17 protein-coding genes are annotated in these 17,757 nt (G+C 69.8%); 16 read left to right on the forward strand and 1 reads right to left on the reverse strand.

The features are described 5' to 3' along the window. The first annotated feature begins 75 nt into the window (after positions 1 to 75). From P1P70_RS24410 to nusB, 3 genes are read left to right on the forward strand one after another with little or no spacing between them, the layout of a single operon-like run. Positions 76 to 1,182 (forward strand): aminopeptidase P family protein, encoded by a 1,107-nt coding sequence (locus P1P70_RS24410; protein ID WP_319241232.1) that lies wholly within the window; start codon positions 76 to 78, stop codon positions 1,180 to 1,182. A gap of 59 nt (positions 1,183 to 1,241) precedes the next feature. Continuing rightward, positions 1,242 to 1,808: an elongation factor P gene (gene efp / locus P1P70_RS24415; protein WP_033532566.1), complete on the forward strand. Its 567-nt coding sequence runs from the start codon at positions 1,242 to 1,244 to the stop codon at positions 1,806 to 1,808. 2 nt (positions 1,809 to 1,810) lie between these two features. Then, positions 1,811 to 2,245, forward strand: coding sequence for a transcription antitermination factor NusB (gene nusB / locus P1P70_RS24420; RefSeq protein WP_215450984.1), 435 nt, complete (start codon positions 1,811 to 1,813; stop codon positions 2,243 to 2,245). A gap of 214 nt (positions 2,246 to 2,459) precedes the next feature. Here nusB and bldD read toward each other — a convergent pair whose 3' ends face one another. Continuing rightward, positions 2,460 to 2,960, reverse strand: a complete 501-nt coding sequence (gene bldD / locus P1P70_RS24425) for a transcriptional regulator BldD (protein ID WP_045557247.1) — start codon at positions 2,958 to 2,960, stop codon at positions 2,460 to 2,462. 219 nt (positions 2,961 to 3,179) lie between these two features. Between bldD and pyrR the strand changes: the two genes are divergently transcribed. The 13 genes from pyrR (at position 3,180) to metK (ending at position 17,507) form a co-directional block, all read left to right on the forward strand. After that, complete coding sequence (pyrR, locus tag P1P70_RS24430; protein ID WP_319241235.1) at positions 3,180 to 3,773, forward strand: bifunctional pyr operon transcriptional regulator/uracil phosphoribosyltransferase PyrR; 594 nt, start codon at positions 3,180 to 3,182, stop codon at positions 3,771 to 3,773. A gap of 91 nt (positions 3,774 to 3,864) precedes the next feature. Continuing rightward, positions 3,865 to 4,845, forward strand: coding sequence for an aspartate carbamoyltransferase catalytic subunit (locus tag P1P70_RS24435; protein WP_319241237.1), 981 nt, complete (start codon positions 3,865 to 3,867; stop codon positions 4,843 to 4,845). Between the two features lie 4 nt (positions 4,846 to 4,849). Beyond that, on the forward strand, positions 4,850 to 6,136 hold the full coding sequence (locus P1P70_RS24440) for a dihydroorotase (protein WP_319241239.1): 1,287 nt from the start codon (positions 4,850 to 4,852) through the stop codon (positions 6,134 to 6,136). Continuing rightward, positions 6,133 to 6,699: a hypothetical protein gene (locus P1P70_RS24445; RefSeq protein ID WP_319241241.1), complete on the forward strand. Its 567-nt coding sequence runs from the start codon at positions 6,133 to 6,135 to the stop codon at positions 6,697 to 6,699. The genes P1P70_RS24440 and P1P70_RS24445 overlap by 4 nt, the downstream gene beginning before the upstream one ends. Next, a complete protein-coding gene (gene carA / locus P1P70_RS24450) occupies positions 6,696 to 7,838 on the forward strand; it encodes a glutamine-hydrolyzing carbamoyl-phosphate synthase small subunit (RefSeq protein ID WP_319241243.1) in 1,143 nt (380 codons plus the stop codon). Before P1P70_RS24445 ends, carA begins: the two co-directional genes overlap by 4 nt. Next, positions 7,831 to 11,139 (forward strand): carbamoyl-phosphate synthase large subunit, encoded by a 3,309-nt coding sequence (carB, locus tag P1P70_RS24455; RefSeq protein WP_319241245.1) that lies wholly within the window; start codon positions 7,831 to 7,833, stop codon positions 11,137 to 11,139. The genes carA and carB overlap by 8 nt, the downstream gene beginning before the upstream one ends. Positions 11,140 to 11,215: 76 nt before the next feature. After that, positions 11,216 to 12,322 carry a quinone-dependent dihydroorotate dehydrogenase gene (locus tag P1P70_RS24460; protein ID WP_319241247.1) on the forward strand — a complete coding sequence of 369 codons (1,107 nt, stop codon included), beginning with the start codon at positions 11,216 to 11,218 and terminating at the stop codon, positions 12,320 to 12,322. Continuing rightward, positions 12,319 to 13,158: an orotidine-5'-phosphate decarboxylase gene (gene pyrF, locus P1P70_RS24465; protein WP_319241249.1), complete on the forward strand. Its 840-nt coding sequence runs from the start codon at positions 12,319 to 12,321 to the stop codon at positions 13,156 to 13,158. The genes P1P70_RS24460 and pyrF overlap by 4 nt, the downstream gene beginning before the upstream one ends. A gap of 266 nt (positions 13,159 to 13,424) precedes the next feature. Then, on the forward strand, positions 13,425 to 13,748 hold the full coding sequence (locus P1P70_RS24470; protein ID WP_003977346.1) for an integration host factor: 324 nt from the start codon (positions 13,425 to 13,427) through the stop codon (positions 13,746 to 13,748). A 60-nt stretch (positions 13,749 to 13,808) separates the two neighbouring features. After that, positions 13,809 to 14,402 carry a guanylate kinase gene (gene gmk / locus P1P70_RS24475; RefSeq protein WP_319241251.1) on the forward strand — a complete coding sequence of 198 codons (594 nt, stop codon included), beginning with the start codon at positions 13,809 to 13,811 and terminating at the stop codon, positions 14,400 to 14,402. Between the two features lie 64 nt (positions 14,403 to 14,466). Then, positions 14,467 to 14,736 (forward strand): DNA-directed RNA polymerase subunit omega, encoded by a 270-nt coding sequence (gene rpoZ, locus P1P70_RS24480; RefSeq protein ID WP_005485492.1) that lies wholly within the window; start codon positions 14,467 to 14,469, stop codon positions 14,734 to 14,736. 119 nt (positions 14,737 to 14,855) lie between these two features. Next, positions 14,856 to 16,058 carry a bifunctional phosphopantothenoylcysteine decarboxylase/phosphopantothenate--cysteine ligase CoaBC gene (gene coaBC / locus P1P70_RS24485; RefSeq protein WP_319241254.1) on the forward strand — a complete coding sequence of 401 codons (1,203 nt, stop codon included), beginning with the start codon at positions 14,856 to 14,858 and terminating at the stop codon, positions 16,056 to 16,058. Between the two features lie 240 nt (positions 16,059 to 16,298). Further along, the gene (metK, locus tag P1P70_RS24490; protein ID WP_086803099.1) at positions 16,299 to 17,507 is read left to right on the forward strand and encodes a methionine adenosyltransferase; all 1,209 of its coding nucleotides are present in this window, start codon (positions 16,299 to 16,301) and stop codon (positions 17,505 to 17,507) included. The last annotated feature ends 250 nt before the right edge of the window (positions 17,508 to 17,757 follow it).

A 17,757-nucleotide genomic window follows, 5' to 3' on the forward strand; every position in this document is an offset into this window, starting at 1 on the left:
CCCTCACCCCGCGCAGTGCCCCCACTCGGCCCCGCTCGACCGGCGGCTGTCCAGCGGAGCTCATACGCTCGGCTCATGTCTGAGGTCCACACGGCCCGCCGTGCCCGGCTGAGAGAACGCTGCCACTCCAACGGGAGCACCACCGCACTGGTGACCCGTCCGGCCAACGTCCGCTACCTCGCGGGCGCGGCGCCCAAGGGAGCCGTCCTGCTGCTGGGCCGGGGCGAGGACTTTCTCGTCTGCGGTGCCCCGCCGAGCGGTGAGATCGGCGAGGGCCGCCCCGACGACGCCGTACGCGTCCATGTGCTGCCGAGCCCCGGCGGCGACCCGGCGGTCGCCGCCGCCGACCTGGCCACAGCGCTCGGCGTCGAGTCGCTGGCCGTGGAGGAGCACCACCTCACCGTGGGCCGCCACCGGGCGATCCGCTCGGTAGCCCCCCGGCTGCGGCTGGCCGACCTCGGTGGGGCGGTCGAGCAGCTGAGGGTGATCAAGGACGAGGAGGAGATCTCCTGTCTGCGGATCGGCGCGGAGATCGCCGACCAGGCCCTGGGCGAACTCCTCGAATCGATCCTCGTCGGCCGCACCGAGCGTCATCTCGCCCTCGAACTGGAGCGCCGACTCGTCGACCACGGTGCGGACGGCCCCGCCTTCGCGACCTCCGTCGGCACCGGCCCGAACTCCGGCCGCCCCGGTCACGTCCCCACCGACCGCCGGGTCGAGGAGGGCGACTTCCTCTCCGTCTGTCTCGGCGCGACCTATCGCGGCTACCGCTGTGAGATCGGCCGTACCTTCGTGATCGGCACCTCGCCCGCGGACTGGCAGATCGAGCTGTACGACCTGGTCTTCGCAGCCCAGCGGGCCGGACGGGAGTCACTCGTACCCGGTGCCGCCTACCGCGCCGTGGACCGGGCCGCCCGCCAGGTCCTGGACTCCGCGGGGCACGGTGAGGGCCTCCCGGTGCTGATGGGGCACGGGGTCGGGCTCGAAATCGACGAGGACCCGCAATTGGCCCCCGCGGCCATGGGTAAACTGGACGCTTGCGTGCCGGTCACCGTCGAACCGGGGGTCCACCTCCCGGGCAGGGGCGGCGTCCGGATCGATGACACGCTCGTCGTACGCCCCGAGGCGGACGGCGGACCCGAGCTACTCACCATCACGACCAAGGAGCTGCTCGCGCTCTAGCTCATCGGCTGGGCGCGTGGCCCGGGGTCGTCCACGTCAGTCCAGGAGATTCCGCAACCGTGGCTTCCACGAACGACCTCAAGAACGGCCTGGTGCTCAAGCTCGAAGGCGGCCAGCTCTGGTCCGTCGTCGAGTTCCAGCACGTCAAGCCCGGCAAGGGCCCGGCCTTCGTGCGCACCAAGCTCAAGAACGTGCTCTCCGGCAAGGTCGTCGACAAGACGTTCAACGCCGGCGTCAAGGTCGAGACGGCCACTGTCGACAAGCGCGACATGCAGTTCTCCTACATGGACGGCGAGTACTTCGTCTTCATGGACATGGAGACCTACGACCAGCTCATGGTCGACCGCAAGGCCGTCGGCGACGCCGCCAACTTCCTGATCGAGGGCTTCACCGCCACCGTCGCACAGCACGAGGGCGAGGTGCTCTTCGTGGAGCTGCCGGCCGCCGTCGAGCTCGTCATCCAGGAGACCGAGCCGGGCGTCCAGGGCGACCGCTCCACCGGTGGCACCAAGCCCGCCACCCTGGAGACCGGCCACCAGATCCAGGTGCCGCTCTTCATCACGACCGGCGAGAAGATCAAGGTCGACACCCGCACCAGCGACTACCTCGGCCGGGTGAACAGCTAACCGTGGCTGCCCGTAACACGGCCCGCAAGCGTGCCTTCCAGATCCTCTTCGAGGGCGACCAGCGCGGGGTCGACGTCCTGACCGTCCTCGCGGACTGGATCCGGCACGCCCACAGCGACACCCGTCAGCCGCCGGTCAGCGAATACACCATGGAGCTGGTCGAGGGGTACGCCGAGCGTGCCAAGCGGATCGACGAGTTGATCGCGCAGTACTCGGTGGGGTGGACGCTCGACCGGATGCCGGTCGTGGACCGCAACATCCTGCGGCTCGGCGCGTACGAGCTGATCTGGGTCGACGCCACGCCGGACGCGGTGGTGCTGGACGAGATGGTGCAGCTGGCGAAGGAGTTCTCCACGGACGACTCGCCGTCGTTCGTGAACGGGCTGCTCGGTCGGTTGAAGGACCTCAAGCCTTCGCTCCGCCGGGAAGCCGAGTAGGCAGGGAGAGCGGGGGAGCGCCGTCGGGGTGCTGTGCGGAGTCGGCTGCGGGTGGTCCGTGGCTGGTCGCGCAGTTCCCCGCGCCCCTGTCGGGGCGCGGGCCCGTTCCGCGGCGTTCACGCGCCGTACGAGAAACAGAAAACCGCCGGGGTGACCCGAACCGATTGGTTCGGGTCACCCCGGCGGCACGTTTCTGCTGGTGTTGCCCGAGGTGTCAGTTGTCCTCGTGGGAGACCGCGCGGCGCGCGTCCGCGTCGAGGACGCCCCAGCTGATCAGCTGCTCGGTGAGGACCGAGGGGGACTGGTCGTAGATGACGGCGAGTGTGCGCAGGTCGTCCTGGCGGATCGAGAGCACCTTGCCGTTGTAGTCACCGCGCTGGGACTGGATCGTCGCCGCGTAACGCTGCAGCGGGCCCGCCTTCTCGGCGGGTACGTGGGCCAGGCGCTCCAGATCGAGGACCAGCTTCGGCGGCGGCTCGGCGGCGCCACCAGGGGTCGTACCAGGAAGCAGCTCCTGCACAGGGACCCCGTAGAAGTCCGCCAGCTCCGCGAGGCGCTGCACGGTGACGGCGCGGTCGCCGCGCTCGTACGAACCGACCACGACCGCCTTCCAGCGTCCCTGGGACTTCTCCTCGACACCGTGGAGGGATAGGCCCTGCTGGGTGCGGATGGCCCGGAGCTTGGCCCCGAGCTGTTTGGCGTATTCGCTGGACATATAGCTCCCCGGACGAAGGCTGGTGACTCACTGTGAGGTTACGCAGCGTGACTCTGCCCCGTCAAGCCGAATGGTCCGGACCGACTCTTCCGTGGTAACCGCGTTCCGTTGGGCCAGGGGGGTGATCAGGGGCGTTGCGGGGGCCTGCTAACGTTGACGGCGCAAATCCGACGTCCTTTAAGGTCCGTCCCGTGAGGCGGAGAAGGAGGTCCGTTTCGTATGGACACGCAAGACCCGCAGGACCTGCCCCAGAATGAGCAGTCGTCCGATGCCCGGCCCGTTCTCGAAGGCCCCGACATCGCGCGCGTACTGACCCGCATCGCCCACGAGATCGTCGAACGCGCCAAGGGCGCCGACGACGTGGTGCTCCTCGGCATTCCGACCCGGGGCGTCTTCCTCGCCCAGCGGCTCGCCGCCAAGCTCGCGGAGATCACCGGCCGCAAGATCCCGGTCGGCTCGCTCGACATCACCATGTACCGCGACGACCTGCGCATGCATCCGCCGCGTGCGCTGGCCCGCACCGAGATCCCCGGTGACGGAATCGACGGCCGTCTGGTCGTCCTCGTCGACGACGTGCTCTTCTCCGGCCGCACGATTCGCGCGGCGCTCGACGCGCTGAACGACATCGGCCGCCCGCGCGCCGTCCAGCTCGCGGTCCTCGTCGACCGGGGCCACCGCGAACTGCCCATCCGCGCCGACTACGTCGGCAAGAACCTCCCCACGTCGCTGCGGGAGACGGTCAAGGTCCAGCTCGCCGAGGAGGACGGTCGGGACACCGTCCTGCTCGGTGCTAAGCGGACCGCCCAGCAGTAGCACGCGCGCGCGTGCGGCCCCGTGCCGTACGCCCCCTCGCGATGCCCCTGACTGCCCGTAATCTCCCGAACTGCCTTACGGAGCCTGAAAGATGCAGCGTCATCTCATCTCGGCCGCCGACCTCACCCGTGACGACGCCGTCCTGATCCTCGACACCGCCGAGGAGATGGCCCGGGTCGCCGACCGGCCGATCAAGAAACTGCCGACCCTGCGCGGTCGCACGATCGTGAACCTCTTCTTCGAGGACTCCACCCGCACCCGGATCTCCTTCGAGGCCGCCGAGAAGCGCCTCTCGGCGGACGTCATCAACTTCACCGCCAAGGGGTCCAGCGTCTCGAAGGGCGAGTCCCTGAAGGACACCGCCCAGACGCTGGAGGCCATGGGGGTCGACGCCGTCGTCATCCGGCACGGCGCCTCGGGGGCGCCGTACCGTCTGGCGACCTCCGGCTGGATCGACGCCGCCGTGATCAACGCCGGCGACGGCACCCACCAGCACCCCACCCAGGCCCTGCTCGACGCCTTCACCATGCGCCGCCGCCTCGTCGGCCGGGACGCCGGACTCGGCCAGGACCTGTCCGGCAAGCGGATCACGCTCGTCGGCGACGTCCTGCACAGCCGCGTCGCCCGCTCCAACGTGGACCTGCTGCACACCCTCGGCGCCGAGGTCACCCTCGTCGCCCCGCCCACCCTGGTCCCGGTCGGCGTCGAGACCTGGCCCTGCGCGGTCAGCTACGACCTCGACAGCACGCTCGCCAAGTCCGACGCGGTGATGATGCTGCGGGTGCAGCGGGAGCGGATGAACGCCGCGTTCTTCCCCACCGAGCGCGAGTACTCGCGGCGCTACGGCCTCGACGGCGAGCGCATGGCGCGGATGCCCGAGCACGCCATCGTGATGCACCCCGGCCCGATGGTCCGGGGCATGGAGATCACCGCCGAGGTCGCCGACTCCGACCGCTGCACCGTCGTCGAGCAGGTCGCCAACGGCGTCTCCATCCGGATGGCCGTGCTCTACCTGCTGCTCGGCGGCAACGAGCCGGCCGTCACCCACACCCGCACCACCGAGGAGAAGTAAGACCATGAGCAAGATCCTGATCCGTGGTGCGAAGGTGCTGGGCGGCGAGCCGCAGGACGTGCTGATCGACGGCGAGGTCATCGCCGAGGTGGGCACCGGGCTGTCGGACGAGGGCGCGGTGGTCGTCGAGGCCGAGGGCAAGGTGCTGCTGCCGGGCCTCGTGGACCTGCACACCCATCTGCGCGAGCCCGGCCGCGAGGACTCCGAGACCGTGCTCACCGGCACGCGGGCGGCGGCCTCCGGCGGCTACACGGCCGTCTTCGCCATGGCCAACACCTTCCCCGTCGCCGACACCGCCGGCGTGGTCGAGCAGGTCTACCGGCTCGGCCAGGAGCACGCCTACTGCGACGTGCAGCCCATCGGCGCCGTCACGGTCGGCCTGGAGGGCAAGAAGCTCGCCGAGCTGGGCGCCATGCACGAGTCGGCCGCCGGGGTGACCGTCTTCTCGGACGACGGCAAGTGCGTCGACGACGCGGTGATCATGCGCCGGGCCCTGGAGTACGTGAAGGCCTTCGGCGGCGTCGTCGCCCAGCACGCGCAGGAGCCGCGCCTCACCGAGGGCGCCCAGATGAACGAGGGCATCGTCTCCGCCGAGCTGGGCCTCGGCGGCTGGCCGGCGGTGGCCGAGGAGTCGATCATCGCCCGGGACGTCCTGCTCGCCGAGCACGTCGGCTCCCGCGTCCACATCTGCCACCTCTCGACCGCCGGGTCCGTCGAGATCGTCCGCTGGGCCAAGTCCCGCGGCATCGACGTCACCGCAGAGGTCACCCCGCACCACCTCCTGCTCACCGACGAGCTGGTGCGCTCCTACAACCCCGTCTACAAGGTCAACCCGCCGCTGCGCACCGAGCGCGACGTGCTGGCCCTGCGCGAGGCCCTCGCCGACGGCACGATCGACATCGTCGCCACCGACCACGCCCCGCACCCGCACGAGGACAAGGACTGCGAGTGGGCCGCCGCCGCCATGGGCATGGTCGGCCTGGAGACCGCCCTGTCGGTGGTCCAGGAGACGATGGTCACCACCGGTCTGCTCGACTGGGCGGGCGTCGCGGACCGCATGTCGTACAAGCCGGCCAAGATCGGCCAGGCCAAGGGACACGGCCGTCCCGTCTCGGCAGGTGAGCCCGCCAACCTCACGCTCGTCGACACGGAATACCGTGGGTCCGTGGACCCCGCGGGTTTCGCCTCGCGCAGCCGCAACACCCCCTACGAGGGCCGCGAGCTGCCGGGCCGTGTCACGCACACGTGGCTGCGGGGCAAGGCCACGCTCGTCGACGGGAAGCTCACGTGACACCTGTAATTCTGCTGGCCGCCGAGAAGGAATCGGCCGAGGTCACCGACTGGGCCGCACGCATCGGCTGGGTCGTCGGACTCGCCCTCTTCGTCGCCCTCGTCTACTGGCTGATGCGCGAGGGCTGGAAGTGGCGCGGCACGCTCCAGAGCGACCTGCCGGAGCTGCCCACCTCGCCGGAGGAGCCCGGCGAGGCCAGACTGAGCATGAGCGGCCGGTACCACGGCTCCACCACCGCCGGGCAGTGGCTCGACCGCATCGTGGCGCACGGCCTGGGCACCCGCAGCCGGGTCGAGCTGACGCTGACGGACGCGGGCCTGGACGTCGTACGCCCGGGGGCGACGGACTTCTTCGTCCCGGTCGACGCCCTGCACGAGGCCCGGCTCGACAAGGGCATCGCCGGCAAGGTCCTCACCGAGGGCGGCCTGCTGGTCGTCACCTGGGAGCACGGCGGCAAGCTGCTCGACTCCGGGTTCCGCTCCGACCGCGCGGCCGAGCACAACGAGTGGGTCGAGACCCTGAACCAGATGATCAACAAGACGGAAACGGAAGGCGCACGATGACGACCTCCACCCGGGGAGCCACCAGGGTTCCCGCCGTACTCGTCCTGGAGGACGGCCGGATCTTCCGCGGCCGTGCCTACGGGGCCGTGGGGGTGACCTTCGGCGAGGCCGTGTTCTCCACCGGGATGACCGGCTATCAGGAGACCCTCACCGACCCGTCGTACCACCGCCAGGTCGTCGTCATGACCGCCCCGCACGTCGGCAACACGGGCGTCAACGACGAGGACCCCGAGTCGAAGAAGATCTGGGTCTCCGGATACGTCGTCCGCGACCCCGCGCGCGTGCCCTCCAACTGGCGCTCCCGGCGCTCCCTGGACGACGAGCTGCGCGCCCAGGGCGTCGTCGGGATCTCCGGCATCGACACCCGCGCCCTCACCCGCCACCTCCGTGAGCGCGGCGCCATGCGCGTCGGCATCTTCTCCGGCAACGCGCTGCCCGACGAGGGCGTCATGCTCACCGAGGTCCGCGAGGCCCCCGAGATGAAGGGCGCGAACCTCTCCGCCGAGGTCGCCACCAAGGAGACGTACGTCGTCCCCGCCATCGGCACCAAGAAGTTCACCGTCGCCGCCGTCGACCTCGGCATCAAGGGCATGACCCCGCACCGCATGGCCGAGCGCGGCATCGAGGTACACGTGCTCCCGGCCACGGCCACGGCCGAGGACGTGTACGCCGTGAACCCCGACGGCGTGTTCTTCTCCAACGGCCCCGGCGACCCCTCCACCGCTGACCACCCCGTCTCCGTCATGCAGGCCGTCCTGGAGCGCGGCACCCCGCTCTTCGGCATCTGCTTCGGCAACCAGATCCTCGGCCGCGCGCTCGGCTTCGGCACCTACAAGCTGAAGTACGGCCACCGCGGCATCAACCAGCCGGTGCAGGACCGTACGACCGGCAAGGTCGAGGTCACCGCGCACAATCACGGCTTCGCCGTCGACGCCCCGCTCGACGAGGTCTCCGACACCCCCTACGGCCGCGCCGAGGTCTCCCACGTCTGCCTCAACGACAACGTGGTGGAGGGGCTCCAGCTCCTCGACCGGCCGGCGTTCAGCGTCCAGTACCACCCCGAAGCGGCAGCGGGCCCGCACGACGCCGCCTACCTGTTCGACCGCTTCGTATCCCTGATGGAGGGCCAGCGTGCCTAAGCGCACCGATATCCAGTCCGTCCTGGTCATCGGCTCCGGCCCGATCGTCATCGGCCAGGCCGCCGAGTTCGACTACTCCGGCACCCAGGCGTGCCGCGTGCTCAAGGCCGAGGGCCTGCGCGTCATCCTCGTCAACTCCAACCCGGCGACGATCATGACCGACCCGGAGATCGCCGACGCCACCTACGTCGAGCCGATCACCCCGGAGTTCGTCGAGAAGATCATCGCCAAGGAGCGCCCGGACACCCTCCTGCCCACCCTCGGCGGTCAGACGGCCCTCAACACGGCCATCTCGCTGCACGAGGCCGGGACGCTGGAGAAGTACGGCGTCGAGCTGATCGGCGCCAACGTCGAGGCCATCAACAAGGGCGAGGACCGCGACCTCTTCAAGGACGTCGTCGAGGCCGTCCGCGCCAAGATCGGGCACGGCGAGTCCGCCCGCTCGGTCATCTGCCACTCCATGGACGACGTGCTCGGCGGCGTCGAGACGCTCGGCGGCTACCCCGTCGTCGTCCGCCCCTCCTTCACCATGGGCGGCGCCGGCTCCGGCTTCGCGCACGACGAGGAGGAGCTGCGCCGCATCGCCGGCCAGGGCCTGACCCTCTCGCCGACCACCGAGGTGCTCCTGGAGGAGTCCATCCTCGGCTGGAAGGAGTACGAGCTGGAGCTGATGCGCGACAAGCACGACAACGTCGTGGTCGTCTGCTCCATCGAGAACTTCGACCCCATGGGCGTCCACACCGGCGACTCGATCACCGTCGCGCCCGCGATGACGCTCACCGACCGCGAGTACCAGGTGCTGCGTGACGTCGGCATCGCGATCATCCGCGAGGTCGGCGTCGACACCGGCGGCTGCAACATCCAGTTCGCGGTGAACCCCGAGGACGGCCGGGTCATCGTCATCGAGATGAACCCGCGCGTGTCGCGGTCCTCGGCCCTCGCATCCAAGGCGACCGGCTTCCCGATCGCCAAGATCGCCGCCAAGCTGGCTGTCGGCTACACGCTCGACGAGATCCCGAACGACATCACCGAGCAGACCCCGGCCTCCTTCGAGCCGACGCTGGACTACGTCGTCGTGAAGGCCCCCCGGTTCGCCTTCGAGAAGTTCCCGTCCGCCGACTCCTCCCTGACCACCACCATGAAGTCGGTCGGCGAGGCCATGGCGATCGGCCGCAACTTCACCGAGGCGCTGCAGAAGGCGCTGAGGTCGCTGGAGAAGAAGGGCAGCCAGTTCACCTTCGTCGGCGAGCTCGGCGACAAGGCCGCCCTCCTCGAAGAGGCCGTCCGGCCCACCGACGGCCGCATCAACACCGTCATGCAGGCCATCCGCGCGGGCGCCACGCCCGAGGAGGTCTTCGAGTTCACCAAGATCGACCCGTGGTTCGTCGACCAGCTCTTCCTGATCAAGGAGATCGCCGACGAGCTGGCCGCCGCCGAGAAGCTCGACCCCGAGCTGCTCGCCGAGGCCAAGCGCCATGGTTTTTCTGACCAGCAGATCGGCGAGATCCGGGACCTGCGCGAGGACGTCGTACGCGAGGTCCGCCACGCGCTGGGCGTACGCCCGGTCTACAAGACGGTCGACACCTGCGCCGCCGAGTTCGCCGCGAGGACGCCGTACTTCTACTCCTCCTACGACGAGGAGTCGGAGGTCGCCCCGCGCGAGAAGCCGGCCGTGATCATCCTCGGCTCCGGCCCGAACCGCATCGGCCAGGGCATCGAGTTCGACTACTCCTGCGTCCACGCCTCCTTCGCGCTGAGCGACGCGGGCTACGAGACCGTGATGGTCAACTGCAACCCGGAGACCGTCTCCACCGACTACGACACCTCCGACCGCCTGTACTTCGAGCCGCTGACGCTGGAGGACGTGCTGGAGATCGTGCACGCCGAGTCGCTGGCCGGCCCGATCGCGGGCGTCGTCGTCCAGCTCGGCGGCCAGACCCCGCTCGGCCTGTCGCAGGCGCTCAAGGACAACGGCGTCCCCGTGGTCGGCACCTCCCCGGAGGCCATCCACGCCGCCGAGGACCGCGGCGCCTTCGGACGCGTCCTCGCCGAGGCCGGCCTCCCCGCGCCCAAGCACGGCACCGCGACCACCTTCGCCGGCGCCAAGGCCATCGCCGACGAGATCGGCTACCCGGTCCTCGTCCGCCCGTCCTACGTGCTCGGCGGACGCGGCATGGAGATCGTCTACGACGAGACCCGCCTGGAGTCGTACATCGCCGAGTCGACCGAGATCAGCCCCTCCCGGCCGGTCCTCGTCGACCGTTTCCTCGACGACGCCATCGAGATCGACGTCGACGCCCTGTACGACGGCCACGAGCTGTACCTCGGCGGCGTGATGGAGCACATCGAGGAGGCCGGCATCCACTCCGGCGACTCGGCGTGCGCCCTGCCCCCGATTACTCTCGGCGGCTTCGACATCAAGCGCCTGCGCGCCTCCACCGAGGCCATCGCCAAGGGCGTCGGGGTGCGCGGTCTGATCAACATCCAGTTCGCGATGGCCGGGGACATCCTCTACGTCCTCGAAGCCAACCCGCGCGCCTCCCGCACCGTCCCCTTCACGTCGAAGGCGACCGCGGTGCCGCTGGCCAAGGCCGCCGCCCGCATCTCGCTCGGCGCGACCATCGCCGAGCTGCGGACGGAGGGGCTGCTGCCGGCCAACGGGGACGGCGGTGAGCTGCCGCTCGACGCGCCGATCTCCGTCAAGGAGGCCGTCATGCCGTGGTCGCGCTTCCGTGACATCCACGGCCGGGGCGTCGACACCATCCTCGGCCCGGAGATGCGCTCCACCGGCGAGGTCATGGGCATCGACTCCGTCTTCGGCACGGCGTACGCCAAGTCGCAGGCCGGCGCGTACGGGCCGCTGCCCACCAAGGGCCGCGCGTTCATCTCGGTCGCCAACCGCGACAAGCGTTCGATGATCTTCCCGGCGCGCGAACTGGTCGCGCACGGCTTCGAGCTGCTCGCCACGTCCGGCACGGCCGAGGTCCTCAAGCGCAACGGCATCAACGCCACCGTCGTCCGCAAGCAGTCCGAGGGCACCGGCCCGAACGGCGAGAAGACGATCGTCCAGCTCATCCACGACGGCGAGGTCGACCTCATCGTCAACACCCCGTACGGCACCGGCGGCCGCCTCGACGGCTACGACATCCGTACGGCCGCCGTGGCCCGCTCCGTGCCGTGCCTGACGACCGTGCAGGCCCTCGCGGCAGCCGTCCAGGGCATCGACGCGCTCAACCACGGCGACGTGGGCGTGCGCTCGCTCCAGGAACACGCCGAACACCTGACCGCGGCCCGCGACTAGCAGCCGAAGAGGGGGACACCGGAAACGGTGTCCCCCTCTTCATGAGGCTCTCGAGGCTTCAAGAGGACACTGACTCATGTACAAGCTTTTCTTCCGTCTGGTCTTCACACGGATGGACCCCGAAGAGGCCCACCACCTGGCCTTCCGCTGGATCTGCCTCGCCGCCCGCGTCCCCGTGCTGCGCACCTTCCTGGCGGCGGCCCTCGCGCCCCGCTACGAGGAACTGCGCACGGAGGCGTTCGGGCTGCGGATGCACGGCCCCTTCGGACTCGCCGCCGGTTTCGACAAGAACGCGATCGCCATCGACGGGATGTCGATGCTCGGCTTCGACCACGTCGAGATCGGCACGGTGACGGGGGAGGCCCAGCCCGGCAACCCCAAGAAGCGGCTGTTCCGCCTGGTCGCCGACCGCGCCCTGATCAACCGCATGGGCTTCAACAACGAGGGCTCGCTCGCCGTCGCGGCCCGCCTGGCCTCCCGCAGCCCCGTTTTCAAGACGGTCGTGGGCGTCAACATCGGCAAGACCAAGGTCGTGCCCGAGGACGAGGCCGCCGGGGACTACGTGAAGTCCACCGAGCGCCTCGCCCCGTACGCCGACTACCTCGTCGTGAACGTCTCCTCGCCCAACACGCCCGGCCTGCGCAACCTCCAGGCCACCGAGGCGCTGCGGCCTCTGCTGACGGCCGTCCGCGAGGCCGCCGACCGCACGGTCCGCACCCGCCGGGTGCCGCTTCTGGTGAAGATCGCGCCGGACCTCGCCGACGAGGACGTCGACGCCGTCGCCGACCTCGCCGTGGAGCTGGGCCTGGACGGGATCATCGCCACGAACACCACCATCGCGCGCGAGGGACTCGGTCTCACCTCCGCACCCTCCCTCGTGAAGGAGACGGGCGGTCTCTCCGGCGCCCCGGTCAAGGACCGCTCCCTCGCCGTCCTGCGCCGCCTCTACGCGCGTGTGGGCGACCGGATCACCCTGGTGGGCGTCGGCGGCATCGAGAACGCCGAGGACGCCTGGCAGCGCATCCTGGCGGGCGCCACCCTGATCCAGGGCTACAGCGCCTTCATCTACGAGGGGCCCTTCTGGTCGCGCGCCCTGCACAAGGGCCTCGCGGCCCGCCTGCGCACGAGCCCCTACGCCACCCTCGCCGACGCGGTCGGCGCCGATGTGAGGAAGACGGTATGACCGAGCCCTTCGGCGCCCGCCTGCGGCGAGCCATGGACGAACGCGGGCCCCTCTGCGTCGGCATCGACCCGCACGCCTCCCTCCTCGCCGACTGGGGCCTGAACGACGACGTCGCGGGCCTGGAGTACTTCAGCCGCACGGTCGTCGAGGCGCTGGCCGACCGGGTGGCCGTCCTGAAGCCGCAGAGCGCGTTCTTCGAGCGCTTCGGGTCGCGCGGCATCGCCGTCCTGGAGAAGTCCGTGGCGGAGGCGCGGGCAGCCGGCGCGCTGGTCGTCATGGACGCCAAGCGCGGCGACATCGGCTCCACCATGGCCGCGTACGCCGAGACCTTCCTGCGCAAGGACGCGCCCCTCTTCTCGGACGCGCTGACGGTCTCGCCGTACCTGGGCTACGGCTCGCTGAAGCCCGCCGTGGAGCTGGCGCGCGAGAACGGGACCGGACTGTTCGTGCTCGCGCTCACCTCCAACCCGGAGGGCGGCGAGGTGCAGCACGCGGTTCGCCCCGAGGGCCGGAACGTCGGTGCGACGATGCTGGCGCACCTGGCGGCCGAGAACGCGGGGGAGGCGCCCCTGGGGTCCTTCGGCGCCGTCGTCGGGGCCACGCTGGGTGACCTCTCGTCGTACGACCTGAACATCGACGGACCTCTCCTCGCGCCCGGGATCGGCGCGCAGGGTGCCACGCCCGCCGATCTCCCGACGGTGTTCGGGTCCGCCGTGCGCAACGTCGTCCCGAACGTCAGTCGGGGTGTCCTTCGTCACGGTCGCGACGTCGTCGCGCTGCGTGACGCCTCGGATCGTTTCGCGGACGAGATCCGCACCGCGACGACGGCCGCCTGAGACCTCCGATGAGTGGCCGAGGATCGGTTCCCGGCCGCCTTGAGTCTGAATACATTCTCAAATCCGGGTCGATTTGAGGCTTATGTCCGACTCCATGGAGGCTGACCAGGACTTTTCCGCTGTTCTCGCTGACTCCGGCGGAGTTGGCCGCTAGTCTCCGAGCAGGGTGAACGGGCAAGCGTGTTGCTCGTGGCACCCCAGGTGTGGGGCGACTAGGTTCCTCACCGGTCCGTATCCGACAGTTCGACATCCGAGGTGACGTAGGCGTGGCTCTTCCGCCCCTTACCCCTGAACAGCGCGCAGCCGCGCTCGAAAAGGCCGCCGCGGCTCGCCGGGAGCGGGCCGAGGTCAAGAATCGACTCAAGCACTCCGGCGCCTCCCTGCACGAGGTCATCAAGCAGGGCCAGGAGAACGACGTCATCGGCAAGATGAAGGTCTCCGCCCTGCTCGAGTCCCTGCCGGGCGTGGGCAAGGTCCGCGCCAAGCAGATCATGGAGCGACTGGGCATCTCCGAGAGCCGTCGTGTACGCGGCCTCGGTTCCAACCAGATCGCTTCCCTGGAGCGTGAGTTCGGCAGCACCGGTTCCTGATCCCGCCCCTTGGCGGGAAGGGAGTCCCGGGCACTCCGGGATTGCTGGAATAATCGCTGCATGGCTGCAACATTCCGGGGGACGACCCCCGAGCCCCCGGACGTACGTCCGCGGCTGACCGTGCTCTCCGGCCCCTCCGGGGTCGGCAAGAGCACGGTCGTCGCCCATATGCGCAAGGCACACTCCGAGGTGTGGCTCTCGGTGTCGGCGACGACCCGCAAGCCGCGCCCCGGCGAGCAGCACGGAGTCCACTACTTCTTCGTCGCCGACGAGGAGATGGACAAGCTGATCGCCAACAGCGAGCTGCTGGAGTGGGCCGAGTTCGCCGGCAACCGCTACGGCACCCCCCGGGCCGCCGTGCTCGAACGCCTGGAGCGGGGCGAGCCGGTCCTGCTGGAGATCGACCTCCAGGGCGCGCGGCAGGTCCGTGAGACCATGCCGGACGCCCAGCTGGTCTTCCTGGCTCCCCCCTCCTGGGACGAGCTGGTGCGCCGGCTCACCGGGCGGGGCACCGAGCCGCCCGAGGTGATCGAACGCCGCCTGGAAGCGGCCAAGATCGAGCTGGCGGCCGAGCCGGAGTTCGACGTCACCCTGGTCAACACCTCCGTCGAGGACGTGGCCCGCGAGCTGCTAGCCTTGATGGATGTTGTGTGATCACGGCGTCTGTCCGTTTTCTGTGATCACGACCGATCTTTTCCCATCCATCGGAAGGTAGAGCGTGTCCTCTTCCATCTCCGCGCCCGAGGGCATCATCAACCCGCCGATCGACGAGCTCCTCGAGGCCACCGACTCGAAGTACAGCCTCGTGATCTACGCGGCCAAGCGTGCCCGCCAGATCAACGCGTACTACTCGCAGCTCGGCGAGGGCCTCCTCGAGTACGTCGGTCCCCTCGTCGACACCCACGTCCACGAGAAGCCGCTCTCGATCGCCCTGCGCGAGATCAACGCGGGTCTGCTGACGTCCGAGGCCGTCGAGGGCCCCGCGTAAGTCATATCGGCAGATCGCAGTAGGTTTTTCCACAGGCCCGGCAGTGCGACTGTCGGGCCTGTGGTGTGTCATTGAGGCGTCACACAGAAGGCGTACACATCCGAGTGCGGGGAGGTTCGGTGGGCAAGCCGAAGGTCGTTCTGGGGGTCAGCGGTGGGATCGCCGCCTACAAGGCGTGCGAGCTGCTGCGCCGACTGACCGAGTCCGGTCATGACGTACGGGTCGTGCCGACCGACTCCGCGCTGCACTTCGTCGGCGCCGCCACCTGGTCCGCGCTCTCCGGCAACCCCGTCTCCACGGAGGTCTGGGAGAGCGTGCACGAGGTGCCGCACGTGCGCATCGGGCAGGAGGCAGATCTGGTCGTCGTCGCCCCCGCCACCGCCGACATGCTCGCCAAGGCCGCCCACGGCCTGGCCGACGACCTCCTCACCAACACCCTGCTCACCGCCCGCTGCCCGGTCGTGTTCGCCCCCGCCATGCACACCGAGATGTGGGAACACCCGGCCACCCAGGAGAACGTGGCGACGCTCCGCCGCCGCGGCGCCCTGGTCATCGACCCCGCCGTGGGCAGGCTGACCGGCGTCGACACCGGCAAGGGCCGACTGCCGGACCCCGCGGAGATCTTCGAGGTGTGCCGCCGGGTGCTGGCCCGGGGCGTCACCGAGCCCGACCTCGTCGGCCGGCACGTCGTGGTGACCGCCGGCGGCACCCGGGAGCCCCTCGACCCCGTCCGCTTCCTCGGCAACCGCTCCTCCGGCAAACAGGGGTACGCCCTCGCCCGTACGGCCGCCGCGCGGGGCGCCCGGGTCACACTGATCGAGGGCAACACCGGACTGCCGGACCCCGCAGGGGTGGACGTCGTGCGGATCGGTACGGCGGTGCAGCTGCGCGAGGCGGTGCTCAAGGCCGCGCCGGACGCGGACGTCGTGGTGATGGCCGCGGCCGTGGCGGACTTCCGCCCGGAGAACTACGCCACCGGCAAGATCAAGAAGAAGGACGGCCAGGAACCCGAGCCCATCGTCCTGGTACGTAATCCGGACATCCTCGCGGAGATCTCGGCGGACCGTCCGCGCCCCGGCCAGGTGATCGTCGGCTTCGCCGCCGAGACCGACGACGTCCTCGCCAACGGCCGCGCCAAACTGACCCGCAAGGGGTGCGATCTGCTGGTGGTGAACGAGGTGGGGGAGCGCAAGACCTTCGGCTCCGAGGAGAACGAGGCCGTGGTGCTGGGCGCCGACGGAAGCGAGACACCGGTGCCCTACGGCCCCAAGGAAGCCCTGGCCGAAACGGTGTGGGACCTGGTGGCCGGCAGACTCGACTGACGGTGGTATTCACGTCAGGGCCCACTCGCACCACGCACATTCGGGCGTGGCGACCCTGGCGGACAGCGACGGCCATTGGGCAGAATGCACGTGCCGCAGGTCACAGGGCTCCCGAGAGGCGAGACAGGTGGGCCGGTGGCCGAGCCCGACCGATAAACTGTTCTCGGACGACGCCGGGCGCAGCCCCCGAGCACGTCCGCCAATGATCAGCCAGCAGCCGCTGCAACCCCAGGGAGCGTTGTGTCCCGTCGTCTGTTCACCTCGGAGTCCGTGACCGAGGGCCACCCCGACAAGATCGCTGACCAGATCAGCGATGCCATTCTCGATGCGCTCCTGCGCGAGGACCCCACGTCCCGCGTCGCCGTGGAGACGCTCATCACGACCGGCCTGGTGCACGTGGCCGGAGAGGTCACGACCAAGGCGTACGCGCCGATCGCCCAGCTGGTGCGCGACACCATCCTGAACATCGGCTACGACTCGTCGAAGAAGGGCTTCGACGGCGCCTCCTGCGGTGTGTCGGTGTCGATCGGCGCGCAGTCCCCGGACATCGCGCAGGGTGTGGACACGGCCTACGAGAACCGGGTCGAGGGTGACGAGGACGAGCTGGACCGTCAGGGCGCCGGCGACCAGGGTCTGATGTTCGGCTACGCGTCGGACGAGACGCCGACGCTGATGCCGCTGCCGATCTTCCTGGCGCACCGCCTGTCGAAGCGCCTGTCCGAGGTCCGCAAGAACGGCACCATCCCCTACCTCCGTCCCGACGGCAAGACCCAGGTCACCATCGAGTACGACGGTGACAAGGCGGTCCGTCTGGACACGGTGGTCGTCTCCTCCCAGCACGCCAGCGACATCGACCTGGAGTCCCTGCTCGCCCCGGACATCCGCGAGTTCGTGGTGGAGCCGGAGCTGAAGGCCCTCCTGGACGACGGCATCAAGCTGGACACCGAGGGCTACCGTCTGCTGGTCAACCCGACCGGCCGCTTCGAGATCGGCGGCCCGATGGGCGACGCCGGCCTCACCGGCCGCAAGATCATCATCGACACGTACGGCGGCATGGCCCGCCACGGCGGCGGCGCCTTCTCGGGCAAGGACCCGTCCAAGGTCGACCGCTCCGCCGCGTACGCGATGCGCTGGGTCGCCAAGAACGTCGTCGCGGCCGGCCTCGCCTCGCGCTGCGAGGTCCAGGTGGCGTACGCGATCGGCAAGGCCGAGCCCGTCGGCCTCTTCGTGGAGACCTTCGGCACCGCCAAGGTCGACACCGACCGGATCGAGAAGGCCATCGACGAGGTCTTCGACCTCCGTCCGGCCGCCATCATCCGTGACCTCGACCTGCTGCGCCCGATCTACGGTCAGACCGCCGCGTACGGTCACTTCGGCCGCGAACTCCCCGAGTTCACCTGGGAGCGCACGGACCGCGTAGAGGAACTGCGCAAGGCCGCGGGCCTCTGAGCCCACGGGCTCAGCGCTTCTTCCGGTTCTCCGACGAGGCCCGGCACCCCGGACGGGGTGCCGGGCCTCGTCGCGTTCCTCGATCCTGGGCCGCCGCACTGTCGGCGGGCCCCGGCGGCTGCCGCCGGCAGTGCTCTCGGGGGCGTCGGCTGTCAGTGGGGTTTGGGAGGATGGGGGTGTGAGCAGCGAGGACGGTACGAGGGCGTTCTCTTATCACCAACTCCAGAGCACAAAAAAAAGGGAAAAAATA

Source organism: Streptomyces sp. MB09-02B (genome assembly GCF_033794485.1).
Taxonomy (GTDB): domain Bacteria; phylum Actinomycetota; class Actinomycetes; order Streptomycetales; family Streptomycetaceae; genus Streptomyces.

Bases quoted from the DNA above. Each gene is read 5' to 3' on its own strand.
- P1P70_RS24410 (WP_319241232.1), top strand. From the start codon at position 76: ATGTCTGAGGTCCACACGGCCCGCCGTGCCCGGCTGAGAGAACGCTGC.
- bldD (WP_045557247.1), bottom strand. From the start codon at position 2,960: ATGTCCAGCGAATACGCCAAACAGCTCGGGGCCAAGCTCCGGGCCATC.
- pyrR (WP_319241235.1), top strand. From the start codon at position 3,180: ATGGACACGCAAGACCCGCAGGACCTGCCCCAGAATGAGCAGTCGTCC.
- P1P70_RS24435 (WP_319241237.1), top strand. From the start codon at position 3,865: ATGCAGCGTCATCTCATCTCGGCCGCCGACCTCACCCGTGACGACGCC.
- P1P70_RS24440 (WP_319241239.1), top strand. From the start codon at position 4,850: ATGAGCAAGATCCTGATCCGTGGTGCGAAGGTGCTGGGCGGCGAGCCG.
- carA (WP_319241243.1), top strand. From the start codon at position 6,696: ATGACGACCTCCACCCGGGGAGCCACCAGGGTTCCCGCCGTACTCGTC.
- P1P70_RS24460 (WP_319241247.1), top strand. From the start codon at position 11,216: ATGTACAAGCTTTTCTTCCGTCTGGTCTTCACACGGATGGACCCCGAA.
- pyrF (WP_319241249.1), top strand. From the start codon at position 12,319: ATGACCGAGCCCTTCGGCGCCCGCCTGCGGCGAGCCATGGACGAACGC.
- gmk (WP_319241251.1), top strand. From the start codon at position 13,809: ATGGCTGCAACATTCCGGGGGACGACCCCCGAGCCCCCGGACGTACGT.